A 20,973-nucleotide genomic window follows, 5' to 3' on the forward strand; every position below is an offset into this window, starting at 1 on the left:
AGGTGCAAATTAAATTCATACCGAAGAAAACGCATTCTATAGGCAATCATCCCATAATAGTTTCATATATAGAAACAATTATTCTTTTTTTGATTTTTTATTTTACAGCCATTATGATAATCAACATGAGGTGAGAATAGTGAGCCAATATGAAGTATCCACTCTGAAAAAAGGGCTGATGATTTTAGATGCACTTAGGCAGGAAGAAAGCATGAGCTTAAGTGACGTCATGAAAAAATTTTCTTTGAATAAATCTACAACCTTTCGAATGCTTTATACACTTGAATTAATGGGATATATAAAAAAAATTGATAATTTGTATAGTACAACGAACAAACTGGAAAGAAAAAACCCTTCTTTTAATGCCAAACTAAACTGGATTTCGGTTCCCCCTCTTTATCAGTTAAGTTCTGAAATTGGAGAAACCGTATATGTAGGCATACTTCATGGTACAGATGTTGTCACAACACAGGTAGTTGATGGAACACATTCGATAAGAAGTCATTCCGAGGTAGGAGAAAGTGCCCCTGCTCATTTAAGCGCTCTCGGAAAAGTTATTATGGCTTTTTTAAATGTAGATCACCGTGAAGGCTTGGTGAAGGAATTAAAGTTAGTTCAGAATACAAAAAATACCTTTGTAGATTCCCATTTGTTAAAACAACATTTAAATGTAATTCGGAGTCAAGGGTTTGCAATAGATGACGAAGAAACGGAAATTGGCTTACGATGCATCGCTGCACCTATTATCTACAAGGATGAAGTAATTGCTGCAGTTACTTTATCAGGACCAGCTGTACGATTGACAAAGCGATTAGATAAAAGCCTTAGTAAAAGGCTCATTCAATGCAGTAATCAAATTTCTAAGCTGCTTTAACAAAGAAAAAGGTTATGAGGGAGGAGTTAGGAACGAAATGACAACAAAGCAGTATATAGCTTTATTATCACTATCTATCAGCGCATTTGCAATTGGCACGACAGAATTTGTCCTTGTTGGTTTATTGCCGACAGTTGCAAATGACTTAGGCATTGCTTTAACGAAAGCCGGAACACTTATTTCTGGATATGCCATTGCACTAGCCATTGGGACTCCTATCGTAACAGCCATTGCAGGACGTATTCCTAAAAAGCGATTTTTGATTATTTTGATGGCGATATTTACGATTGGAAATGGAATATCCGCCATTTCACCCAATTATGAATGGTTGATGTTATCAAGAGTTATTACAGCCGTTGCACACGGAGTATTTTTTGCAGTAGCTGCTGTTGTAGCCTCCAATATCGTACCAGTGAACAAGAGAGGTACTGCCATTTCCATTATGTTTACAGGTTTAACAGTAGCAACCATCGCAGGAGTTCCTTTAGGTACGTTTATCGGCCAAAATTTAGGGTGGCGCGCTACATTCGGTGCAGTAGCTATTTTAGGAATAATAGGTCTTATTTCCAATCTTTTCGCGATTGATCCAGTTAAAAATCAAAACAATCCACCAACTTTAAAGGATATCGGGCAGCTTATTAAAAATAAACGAATCCTTTTAGCTTTAGTCATGACAGCATTAGGGTTTGGAGGGACATTTACTTTATTTACGTATCTTGCCCCTATTCTTGAAGAAATCAGTGGATATTCATCAAGCTCTATTTCCATTTTGCTTCTCTTATATGGAATTGCTGTAGCAATCGGCAACCTGCTTGGAGGAAAAATGGCAAATCAACATCCTGTGAAGGCATTGCGTTGGGTATTTCTTGTTCAAGGAATTGTTCTGCTTCTTCAAATATGGCTTTTACCAAGTAAACATCTAAGTATAGTATCTATTTTATTATTAGGATTATTTGCATTTATGATGTCTTCAGGCGTACAGGCTTATATTGTTGCATTAGCGGAAAAATTAGTACCATCCGCTAAAGATATTGCTTCCGCATTAAATATCTCTGCTTTTAATATTGGAATTGCAATTGGATCTACTTTAGGTGGATTAGCAGTCGATTACTTAACGTATTTAGATACGGCTTGGATTGGTGCTTTTATGGCAGCACTAGCCGCTCTTTTTGCCGTATTAAATTATACATTAGATAAAAAACAAAAATTATTTTAAGGGAGAGAATCAAAATGAATGTACAACAACTTGAACAGTTAGAAACTGAATTACAGTTTGAACAATTTACTAATGACGATGCGCTAAAGCTAGGCTTGCTGATTACGGATTATGCAAAAGAAACCGACAAGGCTATTGCCATTCATATTGAACGCAATCGTGTCCCTATCTTTAGTCACCTGATGGAAGGAACATCTGAAGAAAATGTATTCTGGTCTTATCGAAAAAAACGCGTAGTAGACCATTACAACCATAGCTCACATTATATTGCCAAACGTTTTGAAGAAGCAGGTACAACTCATGATGTGAGCTCTCTTTTATCACCTTCAGAATATCAAGCTGTTGGAGGCTCCTTCCCTATAAGAGTGAAAGGTGCAGGAGTTATTGGGTCTGTAACTGTTTCCGGTTTAACCCCACAACTTGATCATGATTATGTGGTGGAAGGAATTAAAAGATTTTTAAAGAGGTAAACAGCTTTGTAACATCCAAAAATTAATTAGAATACTATTTTTCTAAAAAGTAAAAGAAAGGGTTTCTTAAAACAAGTAGATTTTAAGAAACCCTTTTGTTGTTACGTTTATTCTTATATTATGATTTTTTATTTTGTATTATATTTAACACACAGCCTCTTCTAGAAATAGGACGAAAAAATTTTGTAAAACTGAGGCCGCCGTTCATCTTGGAAGCTCCGCCGAATAGCGATTCCTCAGTTTACTAAGCTGTTCTAACCGCCGAACATTTTCTTCTTGATGCTCTAGCCCAATGGCAATAATTAAATTCTCTATTAAAAGAACCGGGGCGATCATGGAATGAAACTCTCTTATTTCTCCTCTGCTGGAAAATAAAACAATATCAGCATGTGCGCTAAATTCAGAAACAAGCTGATCGGTGATGATAATTGTCTTATATCCGACTTGCTGGGCATCATCTAAGATAACCTGTGCTTCGGGGAGCAACCGAATAAAGCCAAATAAAATTACAACATCCTCTTTCGTAAAGTGCAGCAAATCTTCCAGCAATTCACTGCCTCCTTTATGAATAATGCGAAGATCCATCCCATATCTAGCCATTCGATACTTCATTAACTCCCCTAAACCTAAGGATGGCCCCGGACAATGCACATAAATAGTTTTCGCCGAAGCTAGTAGATTAACAGTCTGTTTAAGTGTACTTTTTTGGAATTGCTCCACCGTTTTATACAAATGATTAATCGATGCATTTAATGTATGGTATTCAAGCGCTTCCTTTTCCATCATCCGCATAACATGCTTCATCTTACCCGCCGGCGAAACCTCAAGCTGCGAAGCAATTTCCCCTTTAAAATCTTTAAAATTTTTGTAGCCGACACAACGCCAAAAACGGGAGACAGAGGCAATGCTTACCTTTACTGCATCCGCAATTTCTTGTTCTGTTGATAATAGAACTTGCTGTGTATTTTTTTGAATATAATCAGCAATTCGATATTGGATAGGCGACATCGATTTTGTATTCCAATTAAATGTTCGCAAAAGTATTCCCCTCGTTCATGGATTTTGAACTTAGCATAGCATATTCCCTAGCTGACCAATAGCAAAATGATATTTTTTTTACACAATGTTATAAAATGTTAATAAATTTACAAAGCATTTACGTTCCCACCATATTTTATTAAAGTACCTCCTTTACGATAAGAGTAATTAATAAAAGGAGGCAAGATAATGAGTCAATTAAAAGCTAGGTACGTGTTAACGCAATCCCAAAAAATGATGATCTTTATTTTATCCATGTCTTTATATGGATTATCTAACATGATTACAGAATTAGTTCCATCGGTGAAATTTGGTCCTGTAGAGTTTTCCATTGAATACTTCGCCTTTATTCCACTAACATTATGTATGTTATTTCATCCTTTATATGCAGCAATTGGCGCTGCTTTAGGAGAAGTTATTTTTGGGGAAATTATGCTTGGTCAATTTGGTGGATTTGGAGAATTAGAAAAATTCATTTCCTTCTCCCTAGCGATGTTTATCGCCGGTTCTTTAGTAAGGGATCCTAAAAACAAAAGACAAGTTGGGATAGCGGCGATAACCGGTGTTATCATCCATCAAGCAATAAGCTCAATGGTAGATATCGGAAAGGTTTGGGTTGGAGTAGAAGAATTAGAAGCTGTGCCCGGATTAGCGAAAAGTGTCGTTGTCATTGAAGGATTTTCGTTCTTAAATGATGTACTATTTTCTGGCATCTTATTCGCCCTTTTACCTACTTTATATTTAGTCCCACGTTTATATGGGAAAATTGAACCATTACTCGGAATGAAGCCAAGAGACAATAAAATGAAATATGCCATGAGTGACATAATTGCACCACGACTCATTATCTTAAGTATCATACTAGCATGTTCTGCCTTTTTCTTTGAATACTTATCTGAAACTGACTTTAATGTGGAATGGGAAGCAGACTTTATAGAAATGTTTGGGGATTGGTTTGTATGGATTAGTATAGGTGCTGCTGCCATTGTTGCTGCCATCACTGTTTTCATTATGCTTAGCCTTAAAAAGAAAAAAGAGGCAAATGAGAGGATTTCTGTATGACGATTCAAATCGAGCTCGATCACGTGACCTTTCACTATCCTGGAGATGATCATCCTGTCTTAAACGACATATCCTTAACCATTAATAAAGGAGATTTTGTTGCCATTATTGGAAGCAATGGATCTGGGAAATCTACACTTTGCAAATTACTAAATGGACTTATTCCTCATTACTATGTAGGGGACTTTTCCGGAAAAGTTGTCGTAAATGGATTAGTAACAACAGAACATAAAGTAGCCGATCTCTCCCAGCATGTTGGCTATGTTTATCAAGACTTCGAAAATCAGCTTGTAAGTCCACGAGTATTAGAGGACGCTAGTTTTGCTCCGCTTAACTTTGGTTATACAGATTATCTAGAACGTGGAAAAAGAGCACTAGACTTAGTTGGCCTTCATGATCGTGATAACGAATTTGTTTGGCAGCTAAGCGGCGGACAGCAGCATCAGCTTGCTTTAGCTGGAGCCCTGTCCCTTGACCCTGAAATTTTAATTATTGATGAACCAATTGCCCAACTTGATCCAGCTCATGCCGAAGAAATTTATGAAATTTTAAAAAAACTTAACGAAGACTTTGGAAAAACAATCATTGTAATTGAACATCATACAGAATTTATCGCAAACTACTGTAAGCAAGTCGTCCTGATGAATAAGGGACAAATTGTTTGGAAAAGGCCAACATCGGAAGCCTTAACCGCAGTAGAAGAGCTTATGATGAGCCAAATTTATCCACCGCAAGTGACACAAGCAGCCTATAAGTTAGGTTCTTTTGATAAAAAATACTTGCCTATCACGTTAAAAGACGCAAAGGAATCATTTCAACTCTCTAATAATACGCGGACAGAAAACAAGTACGAGGAGAACGATATTACGCCGCATATCAATGAGAAAATAGTAGAAATAAACAATGTCACATTCTCTTATAAAATGATCAACCGTACCCAAAAACAGATTTTAAAAGGCACGAGCCTCGATGTTCATCAAGGAGATTTAATCGCACTAGTTGGAAATAACGGTGCAGGAAAATCAACTTTAATGCGACTTCTCACTGGACTCGTTAAGCCAGAACAAGGAAATGTTCTCATAAAAGGAATGAATACTCGTAACTTTTCACCAGAGAAGCTAGCAGATACAGTTACCTATATCTATCAAAATCCAGAAGAAATGTTTATTGAAGATTGCGTTCGGAAAGATGTAGAGTTCTTTTTAAAAGCACGGAAAATTCCTGAATATAAAGAAAAAGTCGATACCATTCTTAAACAGTTTGAACTGACCGAATTACAAGATCGAGACAGTCGCTTAATGAGTGGCGGTCAACAAAGAAGAGCATCATTAGCCATTGGGGTTGCGATGAATCCATCGATCATTTTACTAGACGAACCGACAGCGAACCTCGATATTGCAACGCGCAAGCATATCACAAAACTTATTACTTCGTTGAGAGAGCAAGTAAGTGCTGTTATTATTGCTACGCATGATATGCAGCTTGTCTCCGAATGGGCAAATAGAATTATTGTCTTACATGAAGGTCAAGTTATTCATGATGGCAATCGCGAATCCGTCTTCAGCAATGTTCCCTTACTAAAAAAAGCTGGGCTGAAGCCTCCGCAAATATTAGAGTTAAGCAGAACGTTAAATATGTCGCCGCTTGCCTATACAGTAGACGACTTTGTTCAAGGGATAAGAAAAAGAGAGGAGCAAACAAGTGGAGTATACGCGAAAACTTTCTGAAAAGCTTTCTGTTGAACAAGTAAAAATTGAATTATTAAATACAGCTTATGGAAATGAAAATACCTTTTTAGCAAAATTAGATCCTCGAACGCTATTTATTTGGTATCTATTTTTCGGCATTGTTCCTTGGTTTATACACAGTCCAACAATCTTAATAGGATTATTTGCCTTTATGGTATTAACTACATTTATGTCGAGGGTATCACTCTTGATTTTAATGATCCTTTGCCTAGGGTTGTTAGGGCAAGGCGGATATTTATTGATTGCTTCTTGGTTTTTTGGCGGAAACCTACAAGCAATCTTGCCACTTTTAATGCTTACTTTGAAACTTTCGATTATCTCTTTAGCAAGTATTACTGTATTTTGTTCCATGGATCCAGAAAAATTAAGCAATGGACTGCTGAAAATAGGTATGCCAGGGCAAGTCTCTTTTAGCATCGCTTATGGATATCGTATGCTTCCGAGTTTATTAGAGGAGTATCATCACGTATTTCTTTCTTTTCGCTTACGGGGCAAAGCACCAGAAAAACATGGAATCTTATACTGGCGCTCGATTATTTATTTTTCGAAAATTGCCGTATTATCCTTTTACCCTTTGCTTTTAAGCACTGCAAAAAGAGCAAGAACAACTGTGGAAGCATTAGAGACAAAGGGGAGTTTTTATGCGTTCAATCGTCCAGAGGTTAAAAAAATCAAACTTGCGCATCTATCCTTTAAACCGCGTGATTATTTATTTTTAACCATTTCTGTTTTATATATCATTAGCCTATTTACTTTCGCTACACTATTTTAAAAATACAGGAGGCAATTACCATGCGAATAGATTTCCATAGTCATGTAAAAATTTCAAAAAAATCCGATTTTATGCCAACTTATTTCCAAGAGATGATGGCAGAGGCACAAACCAGTGGTTTAACCGCCTTAGCTATGACAGAACATTTCAACACGAAGCGTTTTGGTGATATTTATGATTTTTTAGAGCAGCATTATACTTATGAAAATGGCTACTATAATATTGAGGGATTTAAGCTGTTTCCTGGTATCGAAGTAGATGTGAAAGAAGTTGGGCATATCCTCTTAATCGGAAGTCGAGAAGATATTTTATCCATTCGTAAACAATTAGATAAGCATACAGAAAAAGAAAGCTTTATCGCCTTTGATTTACTAATGAATCTAGCAGAACAATATAATATTTTAAAAATCGGAGCACATCCTTTTCGAGAAAGCACCCCTCTTTACCACCTAAAGGTAGAGCAGCTCCTCCGTCTAGATGCCTTTGATTTGAATGGAAAAGATCTTTATTCTCAAGGAGTACACCCTTATCATAAAAAACTAACTGCCTTTGCAGAAAAGGTTGGTCTGCCAATTGTTGGCGGAAGCGACACTCACCAGTTTTTACAATATGGCAGTGTATATAATGATTTAGCACATGAGTGTAATAATGTAGACGATTTAAAGCTGTGCATTGCTTCTGGAAACTATCAAGTTCACACCTCTCCTGACTTGGAGCTAAAAGTAAAATCAGCATCACTCGTTAAAGACTTATTAAAAGAATTGTTAAAAGAACAGAAAAGCAATAAAAAAGAAGCAGAAATGTCTAAGTAAACTGGATAAGAAGCTGGAACATAAGTATTCCAGCCGAAGATAAACCCGAACCATGATACGAAGATGCAAAAAATATTTCGTATCATGGTTTGGGTTTTTTATTCATGTAAAAAAGAAGGTTTGTGGTAATCGCCCGCAGCCTGCATACACTTCGCTTTCCGTGGGGCTCGGCTTTAGCCGCTTCGGAGTCTTCGTGTATGCAGGCTGCTCCATTTTCCAATCTATTTCATTTTTTTCTTGGTAAAAGAATTGGTTTTTAGCAAATAGCCTTTAAAAACGAAATAGAACAACATAGTTTTTATACTTAACTAGATTAAAAACACAAATAACCAGTATAGGAAGTAACCATTTAACTGCTAAATTAGTAAATGTTCGTCTTTACCTATTATCTATTTAGTTATGTCTCAGCCTCATTTCCCCCTATTTTTTGTATACGATTTCGCCATATACCCAGAATAGTCTTTTGGCATTTGCTCTAGGCAATGCTTCTGTCTGTATGCAGTGCTTTTTATGACGTGAACGTATATCACCTTCACAATCTCCCTTACTATATAAACCCATCAATTGGCTGTATTTGTACAAAACGATTATTCCACACAGATTCATGATGCTCTATAATTTGCTCAGCAGTAAGTTTGCTACTATTTAATGTACTATGTGTACCCTTTACTAACAGATTCTGTTGGTAGCCCTTACTATAGGCAACGCGCATGGTCGTATCTAAGCAAAATTCGGTTTGCGCACCGGCAAAAATTAATTGCTCTATTCCCAATTTCTTTAATATTTTCTCTAGAGTGGTTTGATAGAAGGCATCCCATGTAATTTTCTCTATTACCATATCGTTATCTTCTCGATGCAGCCCTTTATGTAATTCCCAAGTATACTTCCCCTTCGCCATTTCATCTAATAAATTTTGTTCTGTATGTTGGATGAAAATAACCGGTATTTCCTTTGTTCTTGCCCAATCAATTACTATATTTACATTCTTAAGCAGCTGTTCATATTGATATAGGTAATTTGGCTCCTCTGAAAAAAAGATTTCTTGCATATCAATTATGATTAACGCTTGTTTCACCTATACCACTCCTGTCCATCTCTCGACTAAAATGTTTATAACTGTACTTAAACCGGGAATACATGACACATTTTACTTGCGTGCGAGATGAATATTTTCTTCCCTACAAGCGAAATGAAAATCAGTTAAGCCAATGAGGTGGAGATTGTATGTGTGAGGGTAACTTTGTTTTATCGTTACCAATGGCTGAATTAATTTGCATTTGAGTTAAGAACATACTTGATGAAAGATTGGCACTACTTATATTTGCATCACGCAAATCAGCTCCTATAAAATCAACACCTCGTAGATCTGTATTTTGCAAATCAGCTGCAATTAAACAAGCTCCTCGTAAATCAGCCGCTCTTAAATCTTTTCCTCTTAAATTCTTGCCAACCCAATCTACGCCCCTATGTTTCTTGCCTTTCTTCTTAGCAAAAACTTTTGAGCTCAGCTCACTTCGAATATATTCACTTGTTTCTAAAAGTAATTCATTTACAGGTATTCGACATGTTAGGATATTTAGTGCCAACAACTGGTCAGCATCCATATCTGTTACATTTCGCAGCTTTTTTAATTGATTATTTAACTTATCCTGCAATAAAGGGGAGACATCATATGTTAACGCTTCTGCGATAAATGCAATCATTTCATATAATTGTTCCATAACAGGAAATACACGAAACATTTTCTCCGCGATCTCAGGATTTTCTTTCCAACTATCTCCACGAAAAGTGACTTGCGAGACTTTTTGACCCGCTCCTAAACAATCATACACTGTACATCCCTTAAATCCTGTTTCTCTTAGATTCCTATGAATCTTACAACGAAAATCTCCTTGCAAATGAAGACAAGGTGTTCCAGCTGCTTTATTTATTGCAAAATCACTTGATGCCACAATATTCAGCGCTGTACAGCATAGTCCAAAACAATTTATACAATCAGCTGTTAAGCTCTCTCTCCTATTTTTAGCTTTGTTTTTATACATATATATACCTTCTACTTTATTTAATAGTCCTTACTTATACTTTATACGTATAGAACTTTTTATCGACTTTCATTACGGGAAATTCAGCTGGAAGCTCTTCAAGCGTTATACTTTGAAAACCATTTTTTTCATAAAATCTATGAGCAGCTATAAATTGTAGCGTTGTCCCCAAATATATTCCTTGTAAATTATTTTCCTTTGCCGAACCAATAGCAGTATTTAATAACTGGGCTGACGCTTCGAATCGTTTTCCTCTATAATTTTTTTCTACAAACATCTTTTTTAATGCCACCTGATCATTTTCAATATCCAATAATGCAACAGTACCTATTACTCTATTATGATGAAGGGCTACCCAGAAATTCCCATTATTTATCTGATAGAAATGTTCAATATCAAGTAAATCAGGTTGATCCTCTATTGATATAGGAATATTATATTCATTTTGCTGTATATGCAAAATTAAATCTACCACTTGAGATTGGTATTCACTACAATACTCTTTTACTACGATATCGGTAACCATCTATTCCCACTCCTAAAAAACTATATGCGATTAATTATATCTGAGTGTTTAGATAATTCAATAATTACTTTTTTTCTATAAGAAAAATATTTAATATATACCTCCATCTTACCTATTTTGGTATATTTAGATGTTTTTATTTTACTTTTCTAATCTTTATATTGGAACAATGGATGATAATTGTCGTATCTGAAAACAACAAAATTTCATGTTGTAACTTCTTTTTACTCAACGGAAGGATTTCGTCATATCCCCAATCATCAAGCCCTCTCCGGCCACCAAAAGCAATTTTATTGGGTACGTTCGCATAAACATTTCTCGTAATATCATAATCCATTAAAAACTTACGGACATTTAGCCATTGTATTTCGAATGATCCACCATCCCAATGCTCAATCAGCATTTTAATAGTAGTAGGGTCCTTTGTTTTCCCATTTTCTTGGTTTAAAACCGTAAGAGAAACAACCTTTCCATCATGAAAGGAATTATTCTTTAAAAACTGTGCAGTCTCTTTATTAAATCTAGGCAATAGTTTTTCTATTTCTTTTGCATAGCCTGTTATATCCCAAAGGTCATCACTTACAAAATATCTCATTTAAACATTCTCCTAAAACTTAATTATCTTATTATGACTATCTTTTTGATTAGCTTCCATTACATCATAATATTTTTCCTTATCCATACTGACTCCTCTTTTTAATGATTTAATCTTACGAATCATCGTATCATAGAATAAAACGAAAGATGCGATTGGGAAAGAAAATCGAGACAATAGAAAAGATTAACTATTTCAAAAGGAATACCCACTTCAAAAAATTTTAAAAATTAAAGTGTTTATCCTTTTAATGCATGTTACATTCGATGTGCATCAACAAATGTATATGTAGAAAGGAAGGAAGAACCTATGAAACTTAAAGTCGAAATACTCCCAAACTACCGTATCGCTTACATGCGACGAGTGGGTCCATATGGTCCAGCAAATATGGAAGTCATGGAGAAATTAAAAAAGTGGGCTAATGAGAAAGATCTTCTTAAATCGGCTACCCTATTTGCCATTCCACATGATAATCCTGAAATAACTCCTCCTGAAAAATGTAGGTTTGATGCTTGTATTGTGCTATCAAAGGAGGATCAAATGGATGATTCCATATCTAAAAGTGAACTTACTAGTGGAAAGTACCTTATTTATGAGGTAAAACATACAGCAGAAGATATTCACAAGGCATACGCCGAAATTTTCCAATCGCTACAAAGCAGTGGATATCAAATGGATAACAAGCCGATCATAGAAAGGTACACTTATGAAATGGTTAACAACCATTGTTGTGAAATATGTGTACCTGTAAAATCGTTATCGTTTCCTTTTTCAAAATTCTTGTAATAAAAGCTACGTTTACTTTAAAGAAAACCCACACATGTTGAAAGATACTGGTCAACATGCGTGGGTTTCATGACGGAAACTATTTTTTAAAAAAAATGAATAATAGATGATACATTTCTATAAAAAACAACATCTTATCTCCATAAAATTATTGTAATTAGAACTTATGCTTTCACATGATATCTGCCTCTTGGCACAACTAAAGGGGTCGTGGAAATAGGGTCATTAATCACAGTACAATCAAGACCAAAAATATCTTTTATTAATGTACTTGTTATAATATCTGATGGCTTGCCTTCCGCTACAAGTTTTCCATTTTCTAGTGCAAAAATATAATCTGCATAACGTGCTGACAGGTTAATATCATGAAGAACCATCACAATGGTTGTACCATATTTTCGATTAAGGTCTGTTAGCAAATCTAGAATTTCCACTTGATACGTAATATCTAGAAAAGTTGTCGGCTCATCAAGAAATAAAATATCCGTTTGCTGTGCTAAAGCCATCGCAATCCAAACACGCTGCCTTTGACCACCTGATAACTGATCAATATCATCATTAGCAAACTCTGTGATATTCATAATTTCCATCGCTTCCGCAACCGCTTCATAATCCTTTTTAGTCCATCCACCTAGCAATGATTGGTGGGGAAATCTTCCTCTGCCAATTAGATCCGCTACCTTTATTCCCTCTGGAACAATAGGAGACTGCGGTAAAATACCTAAAACTTTAGCTAAATGCTTTGGAGGAATTTTGCTAATTGCTTTTCCATCCAGCGTAACTTCTCCAGAGGTAGGTTTAATCAGCTTGGCTAGTGTTTTGAGAAGTGTGGATTTTCCACAGCCATTCGCTCCAATAATAACATTTATTTTATTGCTAGGTATTTCTAACTCCACATCATTCACAATCGTTTTATTATCATAACCCGATACTAGCTTTTCGGCCCGAAAATTATGTATCGTTTTCATCTACAATTCTCCTTTTCGATTCATTCGAATTAATAGCAAGATTAAATATGGCGCTCCAAGGATTCCTGTAATAACACCTACAGGGTATCTTGCAACAAATGCGAATTGTCCAATAAGATCAGATGCTAAAACTAAGATAATGCCAACAAGCCCTGCTGGAATAATAGCAGAAAATCCAACACCAACTAATCTTTTTGCAATTGGTCCAGAAAGGAATGCGATAAATGCGATTGGACCTGTTGTTGCGGTAGCTAACGCAATAATAAGAACTGAACTGACAATAAGCACCACTCTTGTTCTATCTGTATGGATTCCAAGTGATGTGGCTGTTTGCTCTCCAAGTTCTAACATATCTAATCGTTTCCCAAGTGCGATGATGAAAGGTGCTAAGATAAGAACTGTCATCATCAGCGGGTAAATATTCACCATTTTCGATCCATTTAGACTACCACTAAGCCATCTCATTGCAGTAGGAATATCATGGTGCTGACCAATAAGCAATAGATAGGATATTAAAGCATTTAGCATCGCTTGAATTCCAATTCCCACCAATATTATTCTGCCAATGGAAAAAGAAGTACCTCTTGAGAATAGATAAATAATTAGTACTGTAGCAAGCCCACCAATAATAGAAGCAATCGAAACAAATGTATCACTTGCATGAAGAACGATAATGCAAAAAACAGCAGCAACACTAGAACCGGCTGTTATTCCGATGACATTTGGATTCGCTAACGGGTTACGAAGCATCGTTTGAAATACAGCTCCGGCAACACCAAAAGCAAATCCAGCAAAAACACCTGCAACCATTCTTGGAAAACGGATGGTCCCCACTGCAAATGATGCTCCTTTTACTTCCTCACCTAGTAGAACACTTGTTACATCCGCAACTGGATAAATAGTGTTTCCTAACATAAGCATCGTACCGCAAAGTGCAAAAGCAATAATTGCAAGTAAGGATGTCACAAGTATAAAACGACGACGTCTCTTTTTTCTACCTACCATAATAAGATTCATTGTTTCATTCATCATAACGCACGCATTTTCGCTTTCATAGTTATTAAGATTAAAATAGGAGCCCCAATAAATGCTGTAACTACACCAACTTCAAGTTCACCAGGGCTTCCCAGCATTCGACCACATACATCTGAAATAGTTAAAATAACTGCACCAGATAATGCTGACATTGGGATAACATATCGTAAATCAGGGCCGATAAGGAGTCGAATCACATGTGTAGCCAATAAACCGATAAAACCAATAGGACCATCTAGTGCTGTTGTTGCACCACACAACAGTACTCCTCCAAATGCAGCAATAAGTCGAAGTGTTCCAGTTCGTACACCTAATCCTTTCGCTACTTCATCACCCAATGCTAATGCATTAAGTGCTGAAGCGGAGATCAGAGCAATTAATATTCCAACTATTAGAAAAGGAATAAAAACAGAGATAGAATTCCAATTTCCTGCTCCCACACTGCCTACCTGCCAAAATCTAAATTGATCCATAACATTTGAACGGGGAATCATAATAGCCATTACAAGAGATGATAGTGCAGCACTTGTAGCAGCACCCGCTAAAACTAGTTTAAGGGGAGTGGCACCACCACTCCCCATCGAACCAATTCCGAATACAAAAATGGCAGTTATCATTGCTCCAGCTAACGCAAGCCAAATGTATTGACTAGCTGTACTAATATTTAAAAAGGAAATTCCGCAAACAACAAATAATGCTGCTCCTGTGTTAACTCCCAATATACTAGGGTCTGCAATTGGATTGCGTGTGACTGATTGCATTAAAGCCCCAGAAATTCCTAATGCAGCTCCACATAATAAACTAAATACAGTCCTAGCAATTCTTTGACGGACAACATTTGCCCCATGAGACTGTATTTCAGGATGGAATAAACCATCCATTAGTTCATTCCATCCAACTGTACGAGAACCAAATGCTAGAGAAGCCAATACACTTATACCAAGTAACACAATAGAAAATATCAATACTTTTATAAAGTTTTTTGGTATAATTAACTGCTTATTTTCTGAAACAGATGTATGATCCATTTACTTGACTTTACTTACAGCTTCTGAAAGTAATTTTGAATACTCGTCAATAGAGTATTTAATAGAAAGCGGCGTTGGAGTTCCAGCTGCTGCAAGTGGTGTATTATCACCAATAACGACAACAGAGCCTCTCTCTACAGCTGGAATTTTCCCGTAAATTGGATCAGCTTGTAAAGTCGCAAGTGTTTTATCATCACCATATGTTACAAAAATATCTGCATCATTCAGCATATCTGCATTTTCAGCACTTACTTCTAGATAGAAAGCATTTTTATCTTTCACTTGACTTGTAATACTTTCAGGATATTCCATTCCTAACTCAGTAAGAAATTCACCACGTGGATCTACTGGTGTGTATACGTAAAACTTCGATAAATCAGAAGCAGTAATACTTACAAACGCAGCTTTTTTCCCTTTAAGATTAGAATATTCAGCAGCTTTATCTTGAATTAATTTTTCTGTATCAGCAATAAGTTGCTTTCCTTCTTCTTCCATCCCCATACCCATCGAATCATACTTTACTTGGTCACGCCAGGAAGTTATCCAAGGCCCTGTTTGATAAGCAACAACTGGAGCAATTTCACTTAATGTTTCATATTCTTCTTGTGTAATACCAGAGTATGCTGCAAGAATAACATCTGGTTTTGCATCAGAAATAGCTTCAAAATCTAAGCCATCTGTATCTTGAAAAAGATTTGGTTTTTCTTCACCAAGTTCTTTTGCTTTCTCTGCAGTCCAAGGCAGCATGCCGCTATCATCTTGCACCCCATAATTTGCAGCTGAGAAGCCTACAGGCACAACTCCAAGAGCAAGAGCAGTGTCTTGATTTCCCCATGAAATAGTAACAACGCGCTCAGGTTTCTTTTCAATTACTGCTTCACCTAATGCATCTTTAATGGTAATAGGATATTTCATATCTTCTGTATTCGTAGTTTCTTTTTCAGAATCCGTTTTTTTCTCTTCCGATTGACTGGAACAACCTACTATTGATAGCATTGCTACAATTGAAATTAGTAACATTAGTATAAATGGCATTTTTCGATTTTTATGCATATGTAAACCCTTTCTCATCACGTAATATAGTTCTGAATAGTTATAATAACAACTGCTTTTTAAATATAAGAGGTTGTTCAAAAAGTCCGGTAAAAATGACACATCTAATTTCTTCGTTGGCTTCACTTTTCCGCTTCTCACGTATCAATACCATACGCTGCGATGCTCAAAGTGAAGCCGCCTCGAACTTCTCGGTCCTTTTTATCCTCCTTTTTGAACACGCACTATAAACAGGATTGAAAATCAAAACCCACCTCTCTTACTAATGATTATCATTCTCAATTCATAATACTTGTTTTTCTCCTTACTGTCAATTGTCCATAGCCAGAAAAAGACGGCTCTTTTGCATTTTTTTTTGAGAAATAAGGATGTTGAGAACTGTTATTTTAATAAAGTAACATTTCCATCCGCAAGAATTTTCTCTCATCCTACATAAATTTGTTCATTCATTTAAATTATTAAAAAAATTCAAGTTAGTTTTCTGCCTTTATAGAAAAAAAGCAGAGAGGGAAATCCCTCTCTGCTAACAGATGTTTTAATGTTCATCTTGCCCTATTTAGTTCGTATATTAGTAAGCACGAGCAAACCAAACCGTATGTTTTGCTTCCTTGCCACAGTGAATGCATGTGTGCTTGGTTGTCGGTGGGTTAAATGGAATGTTGCGTGTCGTGAATTTTGTTTCTTCTTTCACATTTTCCTCACAAGCATCGTCTCCACACCAACCAGCTAATATCCAACCAGGAATTGTTTCATTTTTTTCAGATTCTGCTAGATGTTGTTTTAGCTGTTCCATTGAATCGATATGTGTGTGCGAATTCTCCACACGGAAAGCTTTTGCTTTTTCAAACAAACGAGTTTGCATGGTATCTAGTTCTTTTTCAATACTTTCCACAATTGATTGTAAAGGTACAGAAACTTTCTCCCCTTCATCACGGGCTTTCATTAAAGCATGATTATTTTCTAAATCACGTGGACCAAGTTCAATACGTACAGGTACACCTTTTAACTCCCATTCATTAAATTTATAGCCTGGTGATCGATCAGAATCATCAAGACGAACGCGAATTCCTTTTGTTTTTAAAACGGTAAAGATTTCGTCTAGTTTCTCTATAATTGCAGGGTTCTTTTTCCATGGACCAACTGGAATCAAAATAACTTGAGTCGGTGCGATTTTTGGTGGTAAAACAAGACCTTGTTCATCACCATGAACCATGATAACCGAACCGATTAAACGTGTGGATGTGCCCCAAGAAGTTGTATGCACATATGTGTGCTTATTTTCCTTATTTAAATAATTAATATCAAATGCTTCCGCAAACTTTGTACCTAAGTAGTGTGAAGTACCTGCTTGTACAGCTTTTCCATCTTTCATCATTGCTTCAATGGAAAATGTATCAACCGCTCCAGCAAAGCGTTCTGATGGTGTCTTTTGCCCATCATAAACCGGAATCGCAAGTAATCCTTCTACGACTTCTTTATAAATAGTTAACATTTGCATGGTTTCTTTACGTGCATCTTCTTCATCCACATGTGCAGTATGGCCTTCTTGCCATAAGAATTCAGAAGTGCGAATGAATGGAAGAGTTTTCTTCTCCCATCGGAATACATTAGCCCATTGATTAATTAATACAGGAAGGTCTCGATAACTTTTAATCCAATTCGAATACAAATGCCCAACCATTGTTTCCGAAGTTGGACGCAGTGCTAAACGTTCTTCTAATTTTTCTCCTGCTGCTTCTGTTATCCAAGGAAGTTCTGGTGAGAATCCTTCAATATGATCCTTTTCCTTCTGGAAGAAAGATTCTGGAATTAACGACGGGAAGTAAGCATTACGATGCCCCGTTTCTTTAAACCGCTTATCCATCTCCGCTTGAATATGTTCCCATAATTCATAGCCATCTGGCTTAAATGCAATACAACCGCGAACAGGAGTATAATCCATTAAATCGGCTTTTTGAATCGTATCAATATACCATTTTGAAAAATTATTTATCTTTTGATCCATCTTCTTTTCCTCCTAAAAAATGAAATAAAATAAAAAAAGCATAAAGAGTCCCCTAGAAAGGACGTCTTTATGCTAATAGACGTGGTACCACCTTAGTTCGACCTTAATAAAAATTAAAGTCCTCTAAACGTTTATAACGAAACGACTCGGTTAATTTTTTGACTAACATCTCCGTGGCAGGTTTCAATAAGAAGCGGTGATATAGCTTTCAGCCAAGACTATATTTTCTGTTTCACAATTCTTATTTACTTGATCACATCATTGATTACCTATTTATAAACTAATATATCAATTTGTTAAACATAATTCAATAAAATCCATACTCCCTTTTCCAATTGATGAAACCCCAGAGCCTCGATCTTCTATCATATACATCGCTATAAGCAATCCGGAACCCTTGTTGGCATAGCCTAGGGCTTTTCTTTCCATAAAAAAAGGCACCTCCAATTGTTTAGACCAGAGTCTAACCATTGGGGTGCACTTCATCATAGCAAAGTCTTTATTTTTAATTCAGAAGTTCATGGTAATTATTCTCTAATTTCTCGTTAGTTCAATGACAGAAGGGTAAGGGAAATGCGCTCTAGTTCTTTTAGACATAAAAAAAAGCCCCTTTAGATAAATATAATCCAAGGGGTGTTTCATCGCATTTTTCAAATTTATTTCAAATAAATTATATAAAAATTTCCTTATATGCTTTTCTTTTTAAAATGAAAGGTTTTGAAAAAGCGAAATAGTAATAACTAGTGTTGTTAAAGAGCCTAAAGATGTTAAAGTTATTATTTTACTAATGCTTTGTTTGTTGGAAGATTTACTTAGTTCATTAATTGCTGCTCCCCATATAAATACGGATGCTAAGATAATAATACTCATATACATATTCAATACACCCTTTCCTTTTTTTATTCACTTATAATTTTAACATCCATATGCATTTATTCAATAATATGGATACTTAATGTAAGAACTTTATTATCACTTAACAGATTCTTACTCTACAAAAAATGGAAACCATGCTCTAAGTACGACTGTAATTCAAATCCACTAGATTGTAGCTTTGAATTACAGTTTGATTAGAAACCAGTTAGAATTCTTTAATCAACAATAAAAATAGTTTCGTTTCAAATCGGATAGAATTTCATATGGTCTAGCTGCTTTTATTGAAAAACCGTCTTTAATTCTTTAAACCTAGTTAATAAGTTTGCTTCAATATTTATTAATTAATCCATTCTCTTGACAGAAGACCAGAATATCTCCATATTCAATAGATTTTTAACTTAGAGAAAATTTGTTTCGATTTTCATTTTAGCGCATTCCGAATCTCAATAGCTCATATACATTTTCAATGATATAATCAGGCTTTTCACTTGCGAGTAAATCTTTTGAATGGCTGCCCCATGTAACGGCACATGTATGGCAATTTGCTGCTTTTCCCATCTGTATATCAAATATCGCATCACCAATCATCATACAAGAAGAAGTATCCAACTGGTAACGTTCGATAAGCTTAAAAATACCCTCTGGATGTGGTTTATAATTTTTCACTTGATCTGATCCTATATAATCCTTGAAAAATGAAGCAATTCGAAGTGTTGCTAAATTTCTTTTTAACACATCTGTTTTTTTACTTGATACGACAAAGCAATTCAGTTGCTGCTCTTTTAATTGTTGCAAAATAACTTTCATTTCAGGGAATAATTGTAGCGTTTTATTTTCATATTGCTTATAAAAACTTCTAAATGAAATGAGTAATTGTTCAAAAGCTTCGTCCGTTAAGGGGCTATTTGCCATTTCCTTAAAGGATTGTTCAATAGGGACCCCCATATAATGTGCAATTTGATCTTTAGAAGGTGTTTTTAAATTGCACGCTTTAAATGCATCTTGTGTTGCCAAAATACTGCAAAGTTTTGAATCAGCTATTGTTCCATCAAAATCAAAAATATAATTCATTGAATGTTATCGCTCCTCATTGCATTTCATAAATATTATCTGTAGCTTTTCGTTTTAAGAGGAGAGGCTCTACAATTAATATACCCTCATTAGTTCGTTGTAAAATGTTTTCTTCCATAAACTTTTGAATAATACGGTTTTGATGTCTTGCTGTAATTCCAATAAACTCAGCAATTTCATACAACTCCTTCTTTTTTACAAGTGGTTCTATGAATTGACCAAACTCATTGTGAGAGATAGAAATTAAATAGCTAGCAAATCGTGTACTTGCCTCGTAAAGTAAATGGAAGGATAACACTTGAGATTTGGTATAAAACTTACGACTAATAAGTTCAAGTAAATATTCATTAAATGGTGTTTTTAAACGTAGGCGATTTGCTTCATTTTTGGAGAAACGAAGTAGATGCACCGGTCCTACAGCTTCAACCGAATTTAAATTAGACGATGCCTGTACTAATTCAATATCCCCGAAAAGTTGAATGGGTCGATTAAATGCAACAATTAATCGTTTTCCCTCAACCGATGTACTATAAATTTTAACTTTCCCTCGCATTAAAAAATACAAATTGTTCAATTCTTCACCTTGTCTCAAAATCAATTGTCCTGACTGAAATTCGACAAAATCACAGATGAAATTACTTGAAAATCTTGTATCTAATAAACGAACATAATGTTCCTTTATTGTAGGATTATTAATTATTTGCATTCGTCTCATCCTCGTTTTTTATTCTATTAAACTTACTTACTATATTAAAGGACATGTGTCTTGGAAAGGAAGGATAATGAGGTTTTTAGAAGAACAAATAAATATTCGGGAAATCAATTTATCTAAAATTGATCGAGATAAGAAAGTTTTTACAATTTTTCTTCCTGAAGAACTAACAAATAGCCCTCCTAAACAATTGGTATAGTACAGCGGTAGCATTTTAACCGTCTGGAATTTTATACACTTTATATATTTAATTCCTTCTTCACTAAACTGCCTCTATATACAGT

22 protein-coding genes and 1 other annotated feature are annotated in these 20,973 nt (G+C 35.5%); of the genes, 8 read left to right on the forward strand and 14 right to left on the reverse strand.

What is annotated here, in order from left to right; translation table 11 throughout:
• Positions 1-139 precede the first annotated feature (139 nt).
• The 3 genes from AC5LWL_RS22915 to AC5LWL_RS22925 are packed head-to-tail and all read left to right on the forward strand — an operon-like array spanning position 140 to position 2,560.
• Positions 140-874: an IclR family transcriptional regulator gene (locus AC5LWL_RS22915; protein WP_493436448.1), complete on the forward strand. Its 735-nt coding sequence runs from the start codon at positions 140-142 to the stop codon at positions 872-874.
• Positions 875-911: 37 nt separating this feature from the next.
• Positions 912-2,090, forward strand: a complete 1,179-nt coding sequence (locus AC5LWL_RS22920) for an MFS transporter (protein WP_493436449.1) — start codon at positions 912-914, stop codon at positions 2,088-2,090.
• A gap of 14 nt (positions 2,091-2,104) precedes the next feature.
• Positions 2,105-2,560, forward strand: coding sequence for a heme-degrading domain-containing protein (locus AC5LWL_RS22925; RefSeq protein ID WP_493436450.1), 456 nt, complete (start codon positions 2,105-2,107; stop codon positions 2,558-2,560).
• 204 nt (positions 2,561-2,764) lie between these two features.
• Here the strand turns inward: AC5LWL_RS22925 and AC5LWL_RS22930 are convergent, their stop codons facing one another.
• Positions 2,765-3,598 (reverse strand): MurR/RpiR family transcriptional regulator, encoded by an 834-nt coding sequence (locus AC5LWL_RS22930; RefSeq protein ID WP_493436451.1) that lies wholly within the window; start codon positions 3,596-3,598, stop codon positions 2,765-2,767.
• Between the two features lie 189 nt (positions 3,599-3,787).
• On the opposite strand from AC5LWL_RS22930, the gene AC5LWL_RS22935 reads away from it, so the two are divergent.
• From AC5LWL_RS22935 to AC5LWL_RS22950, 4 genes are read left to right on the forward strand one after another with little or no spacing between them, the layout of a single operon-like run.
• Positions 3,788-4,660, forward strand: a complete 873-nt coding sequence (locus tag AC5LWL_RS22935; RefSeq protein WP_493436452.1) for a DUF8171 family membrane protein — start codon at positions 3,788-3,790, stop codon at positions 4,658-4,660.
• Positions 4,657-6,387 carry an ABC transporter ATP-binding protein gene (locus AC5LWL_RS22940; protein ID WP_493436453.1) on the forward strand — a complete coding sequence of 577 codons (1,731 nt, stop codon included), beginning with the start codon at positions 4,657-4,659 and terminating at the stop codon, positions 6,385-6,387. Before AC5LWL_RS22935 ends, AC5LWL_RS22940 begins: the two co-directional genes overlap by 4 nt.
• A complete protein-coding gene (locus tag AC5LWL_RS22945; protein ID WP_493436454.1) occupies positions 6,362-7,180 on the forward strand; it encodes an energy-coupling factor transporter transmembrane component T family protein in 819 nt (272 codons plus the stop codon). The genes AC5LWL_RS22940 and AC5LWL_RS22945 overlap by 26 nt, the downstream gene beginning before the upstream one ends.
• Before the next feature lie 20 nt (positions 7,181-7,200).
• Positions 7,201-7,992, forward strand: a complete 792-nt coding sequence (locus AC5LWL_RS22950; RefSeq protein ID WP_493436455.1) for a histidinol-phosphatase — start codon at positions 7,201-7,203, stop codon at positions 7,990-7,992.
• 547 nt (positions 7,993-8,539) lie between these two features.
• Here AC5LWL_RS22950 and AC5LWL_RS22955 read toward each other — a convergent pair.
• From AC5LWL_RS22955 to AC5LWL_RS22970, 4 genes are all read right to left on the reverse strand, one after another.
• Entirely contained in the window at positions 8,540-9,067 is a 528-nt protein-coding gene (locus AC5LWL_RS22955; RefSeq protein WP_493436456.1) for a cysteine hydrolase family protein, read from the reverse strand.
• Between the two features lie 121 nt (positions 9,068-9,188).
• A complete protein-coding gene (locus tag AC5LWL_RS22960; protein ID WP_493436457.1) occupies positions 9,189-10,034 on the reverse strand; it encodes a pentapeptide repeat-containing protein in 846 nt (281 codons plus the stop codon).
• Positions 10,035-10,068: 34 nt separating this feature from the next.
• Positions 10,069-10,560, reverse strand: a complete 492-nt coding sequence (locus AC5LWL_RS22965) for a GNAT family N-acetyltransferase (RefSeq protein WP_493436458.1) — start codon at positions 10,558-10,560, stop codon at positions 10,069-10,071.
• Positions 10,561-10,696: 136 nt separating this feature from the next.
• On the reverse strand, positions 10,697-11,155 hold the full coding sequence (locus AC5LWL_RS22970; protein WP_493436459.1) for a hypothetical protein: 459 nt from the start codon (positions 11,153-11,155) through the stop codon (positions 10,697-10,699).
• Positions 11,156-11,464: 309 nt separating this feature from the next.
• On the opposite strand from AC5LWL_RS22970, the gene AC5LWL_RS22975 reads away from it, so the two are divergent.
• Positions 11,465-11,941 (forward strand): AraC family transcriptional regulator, encoded by a 477-nt coding sequence (locus AC5LWL_RS22975; protein WP_493436460.1) that lies wholly within the window; start codon positions 11,465-11,467, stop codon positions 11,939-11,941.
• Between the two features lie 164 nt (positions 11,942-12,105).
• On the opposite strand, the gene AC5LWL_RS22980 is transcribed toward AC5LWL_RS22975, so the two are convergent.
• From AC5LWL_RS22980 to AC5LWL_RS23020, 9 genes are all read right to left on the reverse strand, one after another.
• Positions 12,106-12,909, reverse strand: coding sequence for an ABC transporter ATP-binding protein (locus tag AC5LWL_RS22980; protein WP_493436461.1), 804 nt, complete (start codon positions 12,907-12,909; stop codon positions 12,106-12,108).
• Complete coding sequence (locus AC5LWL_RS22985; RefSeq protein WP_493436462.1) at positions 12,910-13,941, reverse strand: FecCD family ABC transporter permease; 1,032 nt, start codon at positions 13,939-13,941, stop codon at positions 12,910-12,912.
• The gene (locus AC5LWL_RS22990; RefSeq protein WP_493436463.1) at positions 13,938-14,972 is read right to left on the reverse strand and encodes a FecCD family ABC transporter permease; all 1,035 of its coding nucleotides are present in this window, start codon (positions 14,970-14,972) and stop codon (positions 13,938-13,940) included. Before AC5LWL_RS22990 ends, AC5LWL_RS22985 begins: the two co-directional genes overlap by 4 nt.
• Entirely contained in the window at positions 14,973-16,025 is a 1,053-nt protein-coding gene (locus tag AC5LWL_RS22995) for an iron-siderophore ABC transporter substrate-binding protein (protein WP_493436464.1), read from the reverse strand.
• Positions 16,026-16,593: 568 nt separating this feature from the next.
• On the reverse strand, positions 16,594-18,030 hold the full coding sequence (proS, locus tag AC5LWL_RS23000) for a proline--tRNA ligase (RefSeq protein ID WP_493436465.1): 1,437 nt from the start codon (positions 18,028-18,030) through the stop codon (positions 16,594-16,596).
• 54 nt (positions 18,031-18,084) lie between these two features.
• Positions 18,085-18,301 (reverse strand) — a binding site (T-box leader).
• A 17-nt stretch (positions 18,302-18,318) separates the two neighbouring features.
• Positions 18,319-18,459, reverse strand: a complete 141-nt coding sequence (locus AC5LWL_RS23005) for a hypothetical protein (RefSeq protein WP_493436466.1) — start codon at positions 18,457-18,459, stop codon at positions 18,319-18,321.
• A gap of 273 nt (positions 18,460-18,732) precedes the next feature.
• Complete coding sequence (locus AC5LWL_RS23010) at positions 18,733-18,912, reverse strand: hypothetical protein (RefSeq protein WP_493436701.1); 180 nt, start codon at positions 18,910-18,912, stop codon at positions 18,733-18,735.
• A gap of 420 nt (positions 18,913-19,332) precedes the next feature.
• Positions 19,333-19,977 carry an HAD family hydrolase gene (locus AC5LWL_RS23015; protein ID WP_493436467.1) on the reverse strand — a complete coding sequence of 215 codons (645 nt, stop codon included), beginning with the start codon at positions 19,975-19,977 and terminating at the stop codon, positions 19,333-19,335.
• A gap of 16 nt (positions 19,978-19,993) precedes the next feature.
• The gene (locus tag AC5LWL_RS23020; RefSeq protein WP_493436468.1) at positions 19,994-20,683 is read right to left on the reverse strand and encodes a Crp/Fnr family transcriptional regulator; all 690 of its coding nucleotides are present in this window, start codon (positions 20,681-20,683) and stop codon (positions 19,994-19,996) included.
• Between the last annotated feature and the right edge of the window lie 290 nt (positions 20,684-20,973).

It is taken from the genome of Niallia sp. WK069_GA_01, from assembly GCF_983173855.1.